Genomic DNA, 14910 nt, shown 5'->3' with positions numbered 1-14910 from the left:
ATGAAGCAACAATCCAATGCCCGCGTCCCCCGCGGGCTGGTTTCCGTACGCGCCGACGCCGGCAGCCCGGGTGAGGTGAAGGCCCTCATCGAACAGCTGAACCAAGCGTTCGCCACGTTCAAAGACGAACACTCCAAGCAGCTGGATGAGGTCAAGAAGGGCACGCATGATGCACTTCAGGCCTTCAAGGTCGAAAAGATCAACGCGGACATCTCCCGGCTTCAATCGGCCATCGACGACGCCAATATGAAAATCGCGTCGGCGCAGATGGGCGACGGCGCCGGCCAGCGCCTGAAGGACTCCGAATACAGCGACGCCTTCAACGCGCACTTCAAAAAGGGAGACGTGCAGGCGGCGCTGAACAAGGGGGCCGCAGAAGAAGGCGGCTATCTCGCTCCGGTGGAGTGGGATCGCACCATTACCGACAAGCTGGTGCTGGTTTCGCCCATGCGGCAACTGGCGACCGTACAACCGGTATCCGGCGCCGGCCTGACCAAGCTCTTCAACATGGGCGGTACGGCATCTGGCTGGGTGGGCGAGACTGCGGCGCGTCCGCAGACCAACACGGCTGGTTTCGCTTCGCTCGGCTTTGGTTGGGGCGAAATCTACGCCAACCCCGCCGCGACGCAGCAACTGCTCGACGATTCGGCGATCAATCTGGAAAGCTGGCTCGCAGGTGAAGTGGAAACCGAGTTTTCCAAGCAGGAGGGCCTGGCTTTCGTTTCGGGCAACGGCACCAACAAGCCCTTCGGGATCCTGACCTATGTCGAAGGCGGCGCCAACGCGGCCAAGCATCCGTTCGGCGCGATCAAGGTGGTGAACAGCGGCGCGGCGGCAGCCATCACGTCGGACGGCATCATTGATCTCATCTACGACCTGCCCTCGGCATTCACGGGCAACGCACGCTTTGCCATGAACCGCAAAACCCAGGGCCAGGTCCGCAAGTTGAAGGATGGTCAAGGCAACTACCTGTGGCAGCCGTCCTTCGTCGCCGGTCAACCCGCCACCGTGGGTGGCTTCCCTCTGACCGAAGTGCCCGACATGCCGGATGCGGTGGCCGGAGCAACGCCGGTGCTGTTCGGCGACTTCAAGCGCACGTACACCATCTTCGACCGCGTGGGCGTACGGGTGTTGCGCGATCCGTACACGAACAAGCCCTACGTTCTCTTCTATACGACCAAGCGTGTCGGCGGCGGAGTGCATAACCCCGAGCCGATGCGTGCCATGACGATCGCTGCGGGCTAAACATCTGGGGAAGGCGCCAGCCGGCGTCCTTCCCCATCTCAGGAGAGTTATATGGCGAAGCTGATAAAGGCGTTTCGGGGTGTGCCGAAGGGCGCTATCTACCCGGTCAAATTTGCGGCCGGTGAGGAATGCCCTCCCGAACTTGAGGCCGGCGCGCGTGATTTGGGCGCGCTGGAAGCGAGTGCGGACGATTCGGACGAGAAGAAAGACCTGATGGCGCAGTTGGACGTGGCGCAGATCAAGTATGACAAGCGCTGGGGCGTCGACAAGCTCCGTGCAGCGCTGGCCGAAGGCCAGAAGGACTGATCATGCCGCTGCTGACGCCTGAAGAGTGCATTGCTCATTGCAACGCCGATCCGGCGGACGCGTCATTGCTGGCCGACTTGCTCGCCGCTGCCGAAAGCGCAGTGGCAGGCCATCTCAACCGCGCATTCTTTTCGGCGCAAGCCGACCTCATTGCCGCGCAGGACGCGCTGCCGAAGGCCGCCGGCGACGCGCAGGACGCGTATGAGGCAGCCATGGCGGCCGCGGCGGATCTTGTCAACCCGGCTGCGCGCCAAATGGCAACCGCACTTGCGACGGAGCGGTTGAAGGAAGCGAAGATCGGCTTTCAGCGCGTGCTGTTCGGCGTGGTGGCGTCACCCCGTGTCAGGGCCGCGGTGCGGCTGACGCTCGGCAATCTGTATGCCAACCGCGAAGAGGTGGTTGTCGGTGCAAGCGCGGCTCGGCTTCCCCAAGGGGTGCCGGAACTCCTGCGCGCAGACAGGCGGGAGATGATGCCATGAGGGCCGGGACGCTGCGCACCAGAATTCGGATCGAACGGCGGGAAGATGGGCAAGACGACGCGGGGCAGCCGAATGGACCCTGGGTGGAAGTTGCAACAGTACCGGCAGATCCTCGCGGTCAGACCGGTATGGGCGCCATTACACGCAATCAGGAAAACATTGGCGCGTCCATCAACGCATACAGTTTCCGGATCCGGTTCCGCCGCGGCATCGACCAGGGGATGCGCGTCCTTGAGCTGTACGACGGGCAGCCGGTGGGCGAACCCTTCGACATCAAAAATGTGCGGATGGACCTTGCGCGACGGCAGTGGACGGACTTGATCTGCGAGCAGGGGGGCAGTGATGGCTAAGGGGCTTCAAGCAAGTTTCGACACATCCGGCTGGGCGGCGGGCTTGGATCGGCTGCTGGGGCCCGCACGGGTCAGCCTGGCGCGCTCGATGGCGGTTGCTGGCGGCGAGGTGCTGCGGGATGAGGCCAAGGAACGGGCACCCCGCAGCGGTCAGGGAGCCGTCGGGGAGTTCGGGCCGAGAATCCCTTTGGCAGAGACGATCTATCTGGCCTTCCGCGAAAGGTACTCGGGCGACAAGGAGGTCAAGTATGCCGTCACCTGGAACAAAAGCAAGGCGCCGCACGGGCACCTTGTGGAGTTCGGGCACTGGCAGATCTATCCGGTGATCAAGAAGGCCGACGGAACCTATGTGACCGACAAGCGCCGCAAGCTTGCAACTCCGAAATGGGTACCGGCCTCGCCATTCCTCCGGCCGGCGTACGAAGCCGCTTCGCCTCGTGCGCAAGCGGCAATGATCCAGCGCGGGCGGCAGCGCCTGCCTGAGCTTCTGGCGGGGCAGGGAGTGAACGATGACACTTGAGGCCAAGTTGAAAGCGCTGCTGGGGCCGCTGGTCGAAGGACGCGCGTATCCGGATGTCACGCCTGACAAGCCTGTGTTCCCGCTCATCGTCTACCAAGGCGCCGGCGGGCAAGAACAGTGGTACGTGGAGCGCAAACGGCGCGAGAAGCGGCATCAGCGCGTGCAGGTTTTCGTATGGGCCGCCACGCGGGCGCAGGCGAGCGACATTGCTGACCAAATCGGCACCGCCTTGTGCGAAAGCGACTTTCCTGCTGTTGAGCCGTATGGCTCGCCCACGAGCCTCTACGAAGAGGCAATCAAGAAGTACGGCACCCGCCAAGACTTCGGTATCTGGTTCCTTCCAATCTGACTTCTCCCCGCTTTCACATCGAGCCCGGCCTTGCGCCGGGCTTTTCCATTTGAGGAAAACCTATGTCTTCCATTTTTATCAACGGGTCTCAATTCCGCGTCTCGAAGACGCTCGCGCAGGCAGTGGCGATGAGCGCTGTAACGAACGGGGTAGACCCGACGGCGACGACCGCCACCCCGCCCACTTCCGGCGACGTGCTGGTATTAGCCTCGGGTTGGCCGGCGCTCGCCAACTCGGTGTTCCGCGCCTCGGACGTGACGGCCGATGGATTCAAGATTGAAGGTGCCGACACCGAAGACTTGCGCCTTTATCCGGCGGGACAGGGCGCCGGCACGTTCCGCAAGGTAAATGACTGGGTCAGCCTGGACCAAATCACCGACGTACAGATCACCGGGGGCGAGCAGCAGTACCACACGTACCAGTACACCGAGGACCCGACGGGTAAGCAACAGCAGAAGCCGACGGTCAAAACCCCGACGGTGCTGACCTACACGGTCGATTACGACCGCAAGAAGCCCTGGTACAAGGCGCTCATCAATGCCGACCGTCTGCGCGAGCCGGTGGTTCTGGAAACGACCTATCCGGATGGCAGCGTCACGTACTACTACGGCTATCCCTCTTTCCGCAAGGAAGCCACCGGCGGCCAGAACGTCAACCTGCAGAACACCTTCACGCTGTCGCTGGTTGCCGACACCGTGACCTACGACGAGGCCTAAGCATGACGTTCATCATCAAAGGAAACCCCGTCATTGAGGCCAAGGTGACGATCACCGGCCAGGGCCGGACGCAGGCTCTGGAACTGGCGTTTCGTCACAAGACCGGCGACGAGTACCGGGCACTCATGTCGAAGGTGGAAAAGGGCAAGCTCAGCACCGATAGCCTGCTGCTGGAACTGATCGAGCGCTGGAATGCGGACATGCCGCTGGACGAATCCGGCGTGGCGGCGCTGCGCCAACACCAGCCAGGCGCCGACCTGGCCATCGTTCAGGCGTACAACCGAGCGTTGCAGGTCGAACTGGGAAAAGGCTGAGGGCGGCGGTGGCGGCGTTCTACTGGACGCCGCCATCAGTAAAAGCGCTCGCACTCGCGGGAATTCGGTCGCGTCCCGCGTTCTTCAAGCGGCCGGCGGTGGAGGTGCCGCCAGAACTGGCGGATGCGTTCGCTCTCTTTGAACGCAACCATACGCAATGGCGGATGGGAGCTGGCGGACCCATTGGCCTAGATTACATGGCCTTGTATGCAGACCTGCAGCTGCACGGGATTCAGCGCAAGCGACGGTGCGAAGTTATGGACATGCTCCGAATGATCGAGCGCGCCGCCCTGGAGTATCTACACAAGAGTTGAAATATGGCACAGGAAAGCATTGGCACCGCGCGGCTAGACATCGTTGTCGACACCTCGCAGTTCGACGCCGCGATTGCTTCGGCCAAGCGCGGAACGAGCGACATGTCTCAGTCCGCGCAGGCGGACTACTCGAAGCTGGCAGCCGCTGAGCGTCGACGTGTTGATGCGCTGGTGAAGCAGGCCGACACCATCGGCATGACGCGCAAGGAGCAGATCCTTTACAACGCCGCCCTGCGAGGTGTGCCGACTTCGATCTTGGACGAGCTTAAGACCAAGCTGTCGGCGACGGGGACCGCCGCAGTCGGCGCCACCAAGCAGTTGAATCAGTACGGGGTGAGCGCCGCACAGCAGGCTGCAGCGCTTCGCGGCGTTCCTGCGCAGATCACCGACATTGTGGTTTCGTTACAGGGCGGTCAGCAGCCCCTCACGGTGTTGCTGCAGCAGGGCGGCCAGTTGAAGGACATGTTTGGCGGCATCGTGCCGGCGGCGCGGGCTCTCGGCAGCACGATCCTGGGACTGGTGAATCCCTGGACGGTCGCCGCAGCAGCGGTCGCCGTCTTCTCAACTGCTCTCGTGTCGGGCAAAGGCGAGCTGCCGGAGTTCACCAAGACGCTGATTCTGAGCGGCAACGCAGCCGGGCAGACTGCCGCAGGTATGTCCAACCTGGCCACGCGCATCGCGGACGTGGCGGGGTCTCGCGGGAAGGCCGTTGATGCGCTCAACCTGATCGCAGCTTCGGGCAAGATTGCCGGGCAGAACTTCGCGGTGGTCGGAGAAGCAGCTGTTGCGATGAACCGCGTCACCGGAAAAGCCATTTCCGACACGGTGCAGGAGTTCGAAACGCTGCGCGGTAAGCCGGCGGAGGCCATCGCCGCGCTGAACGAGCAGCAGCATTTCCTGACGCTGGAGATCTATCAGCAGATCGCAAGCCTGGAGCGGCAGGGGCGCAGCCAGGAAGCAGCGGCGCTGGCGCAGCGCACCTATGCGGACGCCGTGAAGCAGCAAGCTGCGGAAGTGCGGGAGAACCTGGGGACGCTGGAGACGGCGTGGGACGCGGTCAAGCAGGGCGCCAGCAACGCCTGGGAGGCGATGAAGAGCCTGGGGCGCGCTCCGAGCTTTGACGACCTCACCAGTAAGCTGCGCGCCGTCAACGCCGAGCTGGTCCAGATGCGCGCTAACGCGACTCCGCAGACGGACGAGTCGCAGGCGTTCTTCGGAGATGGCGGTCGCGGTGCGCGCCGGCGCGCCCGGCCGCTGGAGCAGGAGAGCCGCCGACTGACAGCTGAAGCAGCAATGCTTCAGCAGCAGGCCGATCAAGCGGCGATCGTGGGCCTGCAGAAGCGCCAGGAAGCCGAGAAGATCGCCGCCGCGGCCCGCCTGTCATCTCTCGCGAAGGAGACCGAGACCAATCGGCAAAAGCGCGAACGCGAGATTGCCCAGGTCAAGAAGGACGCCGATATCACCGGCGCGTCCCTTGAGACGCAGAAGAAGCTGATCGACCAGATCAACGACAAGTACAAGGACCCGGCGGTCAAGGCGTATACGGAGGACGCCGCGACCAAGCTCCTGCAGCAGTACCGCGAGGCTGAAGCCTCCTTGCAGGCCCAGATCACCAGTGAGGGCAAGCTGGCCACCTGGGGGCAAAAGCGTGCCGAGTTCGAGCAGCAGATTGCGGACCTGAAGGACAAGAAGGTCCTGACGGCGGATCAAAAAAGCCTGCTCGCCCAGCAAGACCTGCTGCGCCGCCAGCTTGATTTGAATATGGCCGCAGAGAAAGAGCTACGCACCAAGCAGGAGACTGCCAAAGTCGAAGCCCTGCGCGCCAGCTTGGCCGCGACTCGGGATCTGGAGCAGCAGCAGTATGCCGACCAGGTTGCCGGCGTGGGGTTGGGCGACCGCGCGCAGGAGGAGCTTCGGGCACGCCAGGCGATCTTGCGGGACTACCAGCGACAGCAGTCGCAGTTTGACCGCTCGATGGCGTCGGGTCAGATCTCGCAGGAGACCTACCAGAGCCAAACCGCTCTTCTGCAGGAACACCTGAATCTACGCCTGTCGATGCAGCAGCAGTATTTCGACCAGGTGCGGGATGCGCAGACCAGCTGGAAGAACGGAGCCACATCGGCGCTTGCCAATTACCTGGATTCAGCATCCAACGTAGCGGCACAGTCGAAGGCGCTTTTTTCCAATGCGTTTCAGGGAATGGAGGATGCAATCGTTCGATTTGCGACAACGGGCAAGCTGTCGTTCAAGGATTTCGCGACTTCCGTGATCTCCGATCTCGCGCGAATCGCGGCGCGCCAGGCAATTGTCGGGATGGTGGGCAGCATCGTCGGATCGCTCGCGGGCGCGGCCACCTCTGCCGGGGTGACGAGCGGCGGGAGCTACCAGGGCACCGGCATGGCCGCGATCGGTAGCACCGATGGAATGACTATGTCGGCCTGGAGTTCGGTCGCAGGTGCGAGAGCGTCTGGTGGCCCGACTGCTGCCAATTCCCTATATCGCGTCAACGAACTGGGCCCGGAGCTGTACTCGGAAGACGGCAAGACCTACCTGATGAGTGGAGAAAACGGTGGCTACGTCACACCCCTGAAAAGCAGTGTATCGGGCGGCGGCGCAGGCGGCGGCGCATCGCCGTCCATTTCGATTCAAGTCAACGTCAAGAGCGACGGTACTGAAGAGCGGAAGGGAGGCGGTGATAACGAAATGGGGAACAGGCTCGCCGATGGTGTGGTGGCGCTGGTGCGCAGCGAAATTGCGCGGTCGCACAAGCCCGGGGGCGCAGCGTGGAATGCTCGGAATGGGAGGTCCTGATGGCAGAGCGATTCACATGGCGGGCTACAGGCCAACCCAACGGCGCAGTGACGTTCCGCCGTCTGACGGCCCAGTTTGGGGATGGGTATCGCCAGGTGGCCGGAGACGGTATCAACAACAAAGTGCAGTCATGGCCGCTCACGTTTTCTGGCAGCGAGCAGGAAATGCTGGAGGTCGTGGCGTTCCTGGAGAGGCACGCCGGCATTGCCTCATTTCTCTGGACTCCGCCAATGGGTGCGGAGGGCTACTACGAAGCTCCGACGTACAGCCTAAATCCTATTGGCGGGGACGTTTACACCGTGTCCGCCACGTTCCAACAAGTTTTTAGACCATAGGGGGAAGCGTGGAACCGCTTGTAAAAGTAAATGTTGGCGCGAGCCCCAACGATGGAAAGGGAGACCCTCTCCGGGGTGCATTTATCAAGCTCAACCAGAACGTGGACACGCTGACCGCAGCTATTGGCGCAGCTCTCGGGCTCGCCACTCTGGGCGCGGACGGCCGCCTCCTGCCTGGCCAGATTCCTGCGGTTCAGACGTTGCCCACCACGGTGCACGATCTGAACACGTACCAGATGCCCGGAATGTATCGGCAAGCGTCCACGGCTGGCGCGCAGGCGGGCACCAATTACCCGCAGGCTACCGGCGGCCTCCTGGAAGTTTGCGGTACGGGCTCGCCGGGCCAGACGGTCCAACGCTATACGGTGGCCTCCACCGGGAGCGTCTCGCCCACCAGTGGGGCGCGCCAGTATTGGCGCTTCGCCATCAATGCGTCTTGGTCGCCGTGGCAGGAAGTCCATACTGCCGGTAATGCGCTGCCCTACCTGGGCCGCGTGGAAGCCGGCGCGGATCTGAACAACTACGCCAACCGGGGCATGTGGGCAATCGCCGCCTCGTCCGTGGCCGCCGGCGGCACAAACTTTCCTGTTGCGAACTCTGGTTGGCTCCTCGTTTACTGCGAGTCGGCCGCGGGCGCTGCTGCGGGTACGAACGTCAATCAGGTCTACATCGGCAGCAACACAAACCGGCAATTTTTCCGCTCGCTGGTCGGCGGCGCGTGGTCCGCGTGGGAGGAGGTTATCCGCTCCTCGCTGCTGGGCGCGGTCAGCGGTGTGGGATCCCTGGATGCGAACGGACGCCAGCCTGTCGGGCAGTCGCCGTACAGCGCAATCCTGCCTGCCGGAACGGATGCAAATACGCTCGCCACGCCAGGCGTGTGGCATATAAATTCCGATGCCCAGGCCACCGCCGCGCTCAATTGGCCGTTGCAACTCGCCGGCACGCTGAGCGTAGAGGCCGTAGTTTCGGGAAACATGCAGGTGACGCAGACGTACACCACTCGCAACGGGACTGGCGGCGTTATCCGCACGTTCAAGCGTGTGCGCTTCGGCACGGCCGGCACGTGGGGGCTGTGGCAGGAAATGGCGCGCATCGCGGACATGGACGCTATCAATGCGCTGATCGCACAGGCTTTTGGTATCGGACAGTCTTGGCAGAATGTGGGGGCGTCCCGCGCTCCGGACACCAATTTCACAAACTCGACGGCGCGCCCCATTGTTCTGTCCGTGGCGGTGAGCCTATCCGGTGCAAATGGCCGTTGCATTATCTACGTAGACGGCAGAGTGACTCAGGATGCTTTTAACCCCAGCGCGTCCGCCACCCTCGGGGGGCAGATTGTTGTCCCTGCTGGGTCTACTTACCGGGTGGTGCCGGTGGCGGGCGCTATCGCAGCATGGTGGGAGTACCGATAAATGCAAACCTTTAAGGATCCCGAAACTGGGCAGTTCTGGCAGTTCGATGACGATGTGGTGGTGGAGGGCGCCGATGGGCACAGGATGTTTATCGCCCCAAACGGAGAGCAGCTTTCTGTGCCGGTGACACTAGTTCCCGCGTGGCTTCCGCCGCTGGAGGAACTTGTGCCAGAGCCGTATCCAGTGTCCCGGTGGCAGGGGCGCGAGGCCATGCGCCTCACAGCACACGGCGACCCGCTGAATGGCGTGTCGCTGTTCGATGCAACTGAGGTTCTCCTGGCCAGGCCCGAAACGCCGGCGTATTACCGGTCGGCTTGGGAGGAGCTTCAAGTGTTTGACCCGGAGAGCCCGATGCTTGCTGCCATCGCCGACGAGCTCGGGCTTGCGGAAAGTGACCTTCGCACGCTGTTCCTGTTCGCCGGCACACTGAGGGCGTAGCACCATGCGAATTTATGCCGATGTGCAAAAACTTGAAGTTGGCGAATTGGTCGACCTTTACGAGCTGGATGCGAGCGGCATTGGCGGGACACTGCAGCGCTTCCACGGATACACACAGGTCGGCCCTATCTGGTGGCAGGGGAACCAGTACGACCCGTGGCCGATCAAGGCCGAGGGCTTCGAACAAGTCGGGGAGGGCCAGCAGCCGACTCCCACGCTGTCTGTCGGGAACATCGGTCAGGATGGGGAAGGCAATCCGATTGCCGGCGTGATTTCTGCGCTGTGCATCTACCTGGACGATCTGGTGGACGCGCGAGTCGTGGTCCGCCGTACGCTTGGCAAATATCTGGACGCTCGCAACTATGAAGGCGGCAACCCCACGGCAGCGCCGGACGAAGAGTTGCCGCCCGAGGTCTGGATCATCCAGCAGAAGACCGCCGAGACGGCCGAGATCGTAGAGTTCGAACTATCGAGTGCGCTGGACTTCAACGGCCAGATGCTTCCCGCTCGCCAGATCATCGCCGGCGTGTGTGGCTGGCTGACCAAGGGCGGCTACCGCGGCACGTACTGCGGATACACGGGGGCGCGCATGTTCGACATCGAGGGCCGCCCCGTGACCGATCCGGCGCTGGACCGTTGTTCTGGGCTGCTGACCGACTGCAAGAAGCGCTTCGGCGAATACGAAGTCATCAATTTCGGCGGCTTCCCCTCGGCGGACCGCATCAGAGGATAACCATGCGCAAGAAGACAATTGAAGCCATTCGCGCTCACGCGGTGGCCGAGTACCCGCGCGAGTGCTGCGGCCTGGTCGTGATGCTAGGGCGGCGCGAATCCTATCGGCCCTGCCGCAACTTGGCGGATGGGACTGACCACTTCATCTTGGATCCGCAGGACTACGCCGCCGCGGAAGATGCCGGCCGCATCACTGCCGTCGTGCATTCGCATCCGGACACGCCTGCGACGCCCAGCGAGGCAGACCGGGTTGCGTGCGAGGCCTCGGGCTTGCCTTGGTTCATCGTGGAAGCGGCGAAGGATGACGCTGACCAGGTAGTGACAGGTGAATTGTTTGGGTTCGCGCCGGAGGGGTATCAGGCGCCACTGCTGGGCCGCCCGTTTGCTCACGGTGTCCTTGATTGCTACAGCCTTGTGCGCGATTGGTATGCGCGCCAGCGGGGAATCGTGCTGCCTGACTTCCAGCGGCAGGACGGCTGGTGGGAGCCGGGGAAAGAAGGCGACCTGTACATGGACCACTACGCCGAGGCGGGATTCCGGCCGCTGGCTGCCGGTGAACGTATTGGCGCCGGTGACGTTGTGTTGATGCAGATCCGCTCAGACCGGGCGAACCATGCCGGGATTTTCATCGACACGGAGCCCTTGGCTGAGGCGCCGGACCTGTTTCCGGTGCCCGATGCAATGCTGCAGCACCTTTACGGCCGGGATTCGGAGCGGGTGGTGTACGGGGGTTACTGGCGCGAGGCGACTCGCCTGGTGCTGCGATACGAGGGTTTGACATGAGCGAAGCGCTACGGGAAGTGCGGCTGTATGGCCGTCTTGGCGCGCGATTCGGTCGGCTTCACCGACTGGCCGTCAGCAGCACAGCGGAAGCCATTCGGGCGCTGTGCGTGCTTGTTCCTGGGTTCGAAAAGGAACTCGGGGACAGCGAGGCTCATGGCGTTCGCTACGCGTGCTTCATTGGTAAGCGGAATATCGGGGAAGGCGAGGTGTGTCACCCGGTGGGCGGCGAGGCGATACGAATCGCGCCCATCCTCGCGGGAGCGAAGCAGGGCGGGCTTTTCCAGGTGATCATGGGGGCGATCCTAATCGTCGCCGCGATTTACTTTCCCCCAGCAGCAGGCCTTGCCGCTCTTGGAACGCAGGGGGCAATCGTCGCGCCCATGATGCTGTCCATGGGCGTTGCCATGGCGATGGGGGGCGTCGTTCAAATGCTCTCGCCTCAGCAGAAGGGACTGAGCGCCGCCGACAGCCCAGAAAACGGGGCTTCGTACAACTTCAACGGGCCGGTGAACACGTCGGCGCAAGGCAACCCGGTGCCGCTTCTGTACGGGCGGATGATCGTGGGCAGTTCGGTGATCTCCGCGGGGATTTTTGCTGAGGATCAGGTATGAATTTGGATTATCGACCAGCCAACAGGGCGCCTTCGGGCGCCCTTGTTGTTTCTGGGGAGAAGCAACCTCGCCGGATGCCGATTTCGGGTTTCGGCGGTGGGAAGGGCGGCGGGGGCGGACGTTCGCCTCGCGAGGCTCCCGACAGCTTGCACAGCACCGCGTTCGCGCGCGTCATCGACCTGATCAGTGAAGGCGAAGTCTTTGGACCCACGCACGGTCTTGCCGGAGCCCTGCGCGATGTGATTCTGGATGGGACGCCCGCTGCAAACGAAGATGGATCCCTGAACTTTCCGGGCATCTCCATCGACTTTCGTACGGGGACGCAAACACAAGACCCGCTGCCCGGGTTCCCCGCATCTGAGGCCACTTCCGGCGTGGGTGTGGAGCTTACGTCGGCCGTGCCCTGGGTGCGAACTCTTACGAATGTAACCCTGTCCGCCGTTCGTTTAACGCTTGCCGTCGCTGGGCTGACAAAGGCCAATACCAGCAATGGGGACATCGGTGGATATCGCGTCGATTACCTGATCGAACTTAGCACCGATGGGGGCACGTATCAGCAGGTGCTGTCCAGCGCGTTCGACGGCAAGACCACACAGCGCTACGCGCGGTCCCACCGTATCGAACTCCCGGCCGCGCGGACAGGATGGTCGATTCGGGTGCGCCGTCTGACTGTCAACGCCAGTAGCAGCACGATTTCGGATCGAACCTACATCGACAGCCTGACCGAAATCGTGGATGCGAAGCTGCGCTATCCCATGTCCGCGGTCGTGGGCATCAAGATCGACGCGGCGCAGTTTCAAACCATCCCGACGCGTGCCTACGACTGGAAAGGGCGCATTATTCGCGTGCCTTCGAACTACAACGTCGACAGTCGTTCGTACTCGGGGACATGGGATGGTACGTTCAAGCTGGCCTGGACGGACAACCCGGCGTGGATCTTCTATGACCTGGTCAGCAATGACCGGTATGGCTTGGGCGAGCGCATCCCGGCGGGCTGGTTGGACAAGTGGGGGCTGTACCAGATCGGTCGTTACTGCGACGAGCTTGTGCCAGACGGATTCGGAGGACTGGAACCGCGATTCACGTGCAACTGCTATCTGCAATCCGCTGCCGATGCGTACCGCGTTCTTCAGGATCTCGCCTCGGTCTTCCGTGGCATGGCGTACTGGGCCAGCTCGTCAGTCCTCGCCGTCGCGGACATGCCTGCAGACCCGGTCTATACGTTCACATCGGCCAACGTCATTGATGGAAAGTTCAACTATGTCGGGTCGGCCCTCAACACCCGGTACACGGTCGCGCTGGTCTCGTGGAACGACCTGTCAGACCTCGGCCGGCAGAAGGTTGAGTATGTGGAAGACCGGCAAAGCCTGGCGCGCTACGGCCTAAAACAGATCGAAGTGAGCGCGTTCGGTTGCACTTCTCGCGGCCAAGCCAATCGGGTCGGAAAGTGGCTATTGCTGACCTCTCGCATGGAAACGCGCTCGGTGTCATTCTCTGTCGGCCTAGATGCTTGCCGAGTCCGCCCCGGGAGCATTATCCGCGTGGCGGACCAGCACCTGGCGGGCCGGCGTATCGGCGGACGCATCCGCGCGGCTACGCGCACTGTTGTCACCGTAGACGCGGAGCTGGGCGTCCGGCCGGGCGACCGCCTGGTGGTGAACTTGCCCAGTGGGGTGGCGGAAACCCGAATCATCAGTTCAGCGGTTGGCGAAGGCCTAACAGCAGACATGACCCGCTTCACTGTCGATTCCACTGAGTTGACGGCGGACATGATTGGATTGCCCGGGACCGTCTTGAACATCACGGTAACGGCACCGTTCTCGGAATTGCCCGAGGCGGAGTGTGTGTGGACGCTCGAATCCGAGGAGCTTTCTGCGCAGCGGTTCAGGGTGCTCGGCATCAAGCGGGGCAACGGGCTGATCGCCGAAATTTCTGCGATCCAGCACCAACCGGGTAAGTTCGCCAATGTCGATTTCGGCACCCGGCTGGAGCCTGCGCCTATCACTGTCATTCCGCCTGGAGTGCAGCCTCCGCCGACCGATGTTGTGATCGAATCCTACTCGGTTATCGACCAGGGCTATGCCAGTCACACGGCAGTCTTCAAGTGGACGGCGGCAGCAAACGCCGTTGCCTACGAAGTCCAGTGGCGACGGGACAATTCGGAGTGGATCAACATGCCGCGCACTGGTTCGACCAGTGTGGAGGTGCCCAACATCTTCGCCGGCGGCTTCATGTGCCGCGTTCGAGCGCTTAATGCGCTGGATATCCCGTCGATCTGGGCATCGTCCGTTTTGACCCAACTGGACGGCATCCTCGGCCCGCCACCGGTCATTACAAGCCTGGTGGCGACTGGCCTGCTGTTTAGCATTCAACTGGATTGGGGATTGCCTTCCGGCCCGTCGATCATTGAGCAAACGGAGCTGTATTACGCGGAGACGCCCAACCTGGCCAACGCCATATCGCTGGGCAACTTCGCCTATCCGCAGAACACGCACACGCTATTTGGCCTTCGCGCGGGCAAGGAACTCTGGTTCTGGGCTCGGCTCGTGGACAAGAACGGCGTGAAGGGGGACTTCTATCCGGTCGGCATGGGCGTGCGAGGGATGGCAAGCGACGACGCCGGCCCGATCCTCGATCAGATTGCTGGGAAGATCGAGAAGAGCATGCTCGGCCAGGATCTGGTTGCGGAGATTGAGTCCGGGGGCGGGGCGGCGACTGAGATTAAGGAGGTGCAGGACGGCCTGAACGCGATGATCAGCATTAAGGCAGGGGTCACTGCAAATGGGCAGTACTACGGCGCCGGTATGGGCGTCAGCGTCGAGAACACGCCTGCAGGGATGCAGACCCAGGTACTGTTCCTGGCAGACCGGTTGGCGCTGATCAACCTGGTGAACGGCGTGATCTCGACGCCCTTCGCGATCGAGAACGGGCAGACGTTCATCCGCTCTGCCTTTATCCAGGACGGCACCATTACGAACGCCAAGATCGGCGATTACCTCCAGTCGAACAACTACGTGCCGAACACGACGGGGTGGCGTCTGGACAAGAATGGGACGTACCAGAACAACGGGACCGGCGGTGGCGGGCGTCGAATAGAGACCAATACGCAGAGCCTATGGTACGACGGCAACAGCGTACTTCGAATTCGGATGGCGGTTTGAAATGGCTGTTTTCGAACTCTACAACCCCGATGGG

At 62.5% G+C, this 14910-nt stretch carries 17 protein-coding genes; all 17 read left to right on the top strand.

Annotated features, from left to right (window positions below; all coding sequences use genetic code 11):
• The 17 genes from CLM73_RS25455 (at position 1) to CLM73_RS25375 (ending at position 14876) form a co-directional block, all read left to right on the top strand.
• Positions 1 to 1245, top strand: a complete 1245-nt coding sequence (locus CLM73_RS25455) for a phage major capsid protein (RefSeq protein ID WP_105240792.1) — start codon at positions 1 to 3, stop codon at positions 1243 to 1245.
• A gap of 51 nt (positions 1246 to 1296) precedes the next feature.
• A complete protein-coding gene (locus CLM73_RS25450) occupies positions 1297 to 1551 on the top strand; it encodes a hypothetical protein (RefSeq protein ID WP_105240791.1) in 255 nt (84 codons plus the stop codon).
• 2 nt (positions 1552 to 1553) lie between these two features.
• A complete protein-coding gene (locus CLM73_RS25445; protein ID WP_105240790.1) occupies positions 1554 to 2030 on the top strand; it encodes a phage gp6-like head-tail connector protein in 477 nt (158 codons plus the stop codon).
• On the top strand, positions 2027 to 2380 hold the full coding sequence (locus CLM73_RS25440) for a head-tail adaptor protein (protein ID WP_105240789.1): 354 nt from the start codon (positions 2027 to 2029) through the stop codon (positions 2378 to 2380). The genes CLM73_RS25445 and CLM73_RS25440 overlap by 4 nt, the downstream gene beginning before the upstream one ends.
• Positions 2373 to 2900: an HK97 gp10 family phage protein gene (locus CLM73_RS25435; protein ID WP_105240788.1), complete on the top strand. Its 528-nt coding sequence runs from the start codon at positions 2373 to 2375 to the stop codon at positions 2898 to 2900. The genes CLM73_RS25440 and CLM73_RS25435 overlap by 8 nt, the downstream gene beginning before the upstream one ends.
• Positions 2890 to 3249 carry a DUF3168 domain-containing protein gene (locus CLM73_RS25430; RefSeq protein ID WP_105240787.1) on the top strand — a complete coding sequence of 120 codons (360 nt, stop codon included), beginning with the start codon at positions 2890 to 2892 and terminating at the stop codon, positions 3247 to 3249. The genes CLM73_RS25435 and CLM73_RS25430 overlap by 11 nt, the downstream gene beginning before the upstream one ends.
• Positions 3250 to 3377: 128 nt before the next feature.
• Positions 3378 to 3965 (top strand): phage tail protein, encoded by a 588-nt coding sequence (locus CLM73_RS25425; RefSeq protein ID WP_158685937.1) that lies wholly within the window; start codon positions 3378 to 3380, stop codon positions 3963 to 3965.
• A 2-nt stretch (positions 3966 to 3967) separates the two neighbouring features.
• Positions 3968 to 4279 (top strand): phage tail assembly chaperone, encoded by a 312-nt coding sequence (locus CLM73_RS25420; RefSeq protein WP_105240785.1) that lies wholly within the window; start codon positions 3968 to 3970, stop codon positions 4277 to 4279.
• Between the two features lie 8 nt (positions 4280 to 4287).
• The gene (locus CLM73_RS25415) at positions 4288 to 4593 is read left to right on the top strand and encodes a DUF1799 domain-containing protein (RefSeq protein WP_105240784.1); all 306 of its coding nucleotides are present in this window, start codon (positions 4288 to 4290) and stop codon (positions 4591 to 4593) included.
• A gap of 3 nt (positions 4594 to 4596) precedes the next feature.
• On the top strand, positions 4597 to 7404 hold the full coding sequence (locus tag CLM73_RS25410) for a phage tail tape measure protein (RefSeq protein WP_105240783.1): 2808 nt from the start codon (positions 4597 to 4599) through the stop codon (positions 7402 to 7404).
• Entirely contained in the window at positions 7404 to 7739 is a 336-nt protein-coding gene (locus CLM73_RS25405; RefSeq protein WP_105240782.1) for a phage tail protein, read from the top strand. Before CLM73_RS25410 ends, CLM73_RS25405 begins: the two co-directional genes overlap by 1 nt.
• Before the next feature lie 8 nt (positions 7740 to 7747).
• Positions 7748 to 9151, top strand: coding sequence for a pyocin knob domain-containing protein (locus tag CLM73_RS25400; protein WP_158685936.1), 1404 nt, complete (start codon positions 7748 to 7750; stop codon positions 9149 to 9151).
• Positions 9152 to 9589, top strand: coding sequence for a hypothetical protein (locus tag CLM73_RS25395; RefSeq protein ID WP_105240780.1), 438 nt, complete (start codon positions 9152 to 9154; stop codon positions 9587 to 9589).
• A gap of 4 nt (positions 9590 to 9593) precedes the next feature.
• Positions 9594 to 10322 carry a phage minor tail protein L gene (locus CLM73_RS25390; protein WP_105240779.1) on the top strand — a complete coding sequence of 243 codons (729 nt, stop codon included), beginning with the start codon at positions 9594 to 9596 and terminating at the stop codon, positions 10320 to 10322.
• Positions 10323 to 10324: 2 nt separating this feature from the next.
• A complete protein-coding gene (locus CLM73_RS25385; RefSeq protein ID WP_105240778.1) occupies positions 10325 to 11104 on the top strand; it encodes a C40 family peptidase in 780 nt (259 codons plus the stop codon).
• Positions 11101 to 11715, top strand: coding sequence for a tail assembly protein (locus CLM73_RS25380; RefSeq protein ID WP_105240777.1), 615 nt, complete (start codon positions 11101 to 11103; stop codon positions 11713 to 11715). The genes CLM73_RS25385 and CLM73_RS25380 overlap by 4 nt, the downstream gene beginning before the upstream one ends.
• Positions 11712 to 14876: a host specificity protein J gene (locus tag CLM73_RS25375; protein ID WP_105240776.1), complete on the top strand. Its 3165-nt coding sequence runs from the start codon at positions 11712 to 11714 to the stop codon at positions 14874 to 14876. Before CLM73_RS25380 ends, CLM73_RS25375 begins: the two co-directional genes overlap by 4 nt.
• The last annotated feature ends 34 nt before the right edge of the window (positions 14877 to 14910 follow it).

It is taken from the genome of Achromobacter spanius, assembly GCF_002966795.1.
Classification (GTDB): domain Bacteria; phylum Pseudomonadota; class Gammaproteobacteria; order Burkholderiales; family Burkholderiaceae_B; genus Achromobacter; species Achromobacter spanius_D.
This window is presented reverse-complemented; position numbering and strand designations above follow the sequence as displayed.

Excerpts from the sequence above, each read along its gene's own strand:
- CLM73_RS25455 (WP_105240792.1), top strand. The coding sequence starts at position 1 with ATGAAGCAACAATCCAATGCCCGCGTCCCCCGCGGGCTGGTTTCCGTA.
- CLM73_RS25450 (WP_105240791.1), top strand. The coding sequence starts at position 1,297 with ATGGCGAAGCTGATAAAGGCGTTTCGGGGTGTGCCGAAGGGCGCTATC.
- CLM73_RS25445 (WP_105240790.1), top strand. The coding sequence starts at position 1,554 with ATGCCGCTGCTGACGCCTGAAGAGTGCATTGCTCATTGCAACGCCGAT.
- CLM73_RS25440 (WP_105240789.1), top strand. The coding sequence starts at position 2,027 with ATGAGGGCCGGGACGCTGCGCACCAGAATTCGGATCGAACGGCGGGAA.
- CLM73_RS25435 (WP_105240788.1), top strand. The coding sequence starts at position 2,373 with ATGGCTAAGGGGCTTCAAGCAAGTTTCGACACATCCGGCTGGGCGGCG.
- CLM73_RS25430 (WP_105240787.1), top strand. The coding sequence starts at position 2,890 with ATGACACTTGAGGCCAAGTTGAAAGCGCTGCTGGGGCCGCTGGTCGAA.
- CLM73_RS25425 (WP_158685937.1), top strand. The coding sequence starts at position 3,378 with ATGAGCGCTGTAACGAACGGGGTAGACCCGACGGCGACGACCGCCACC.
- CLM73_RS25420 (WP_105240785.1), top strand. The coding sequence starts at position 3,968 with ATGACGTTCATCATCAAAGGAAACCCCGTCATTGAGGCCAAGGTGACG.
- CLM73_RS25410 (WP_105240783.1), top strand. The coding sequence starts at position 4,597 with ATGGCACAGGAAAGCATTGGCACCGCGCGGCTAGACATCGTTGTCGAC.
- CLM73_RS25405 (WP_105240782.1), top strand. The coding sequence starts at position 7,404 with ATGGCAGAGCGATTCACATGGCGGGCTACAGGCCAACCCAACGGCGCA.
- CLM73_RS25395 (WP_105240780.1), top strand. The coding sequence starts at position 9,152 with ATGCAAACCTTTAAGGATCCCGAAACTGGGCAGTTCTGGCAGTTCGAT.
- CLM73_RS25390 (WP_105240779.1), top strand. The coding sequence starts at position 9,594 with ATGCGAATTTATGCCGATGTGCAAAAACTTGAAGTTGGCGAATTGGTC.
- CLM73_RS25385 (WP_105240778.1), top strand. The coding sequence starts at position 10,325 with ATGCGCAAGAAGACAATTGAAGCCATTCGCGCTCACGCGGTGGCCGAG.
- CLM73_RS25380 (WP_105240777.1), top strand. The coding sequence starts at position 11,101 with ATGAGCGAAGCGCTACGGGAAGTGCGGCTGTATGGCCGTCTTGGCGCG.
- CLM73_RS25375 (WP_105240776.1), top strand. The coding sequence starts at position 11,712 with ATGAATTTGGATTATCGACCAGCCAACAGGGCGCCTTCGGGCGCCCTT.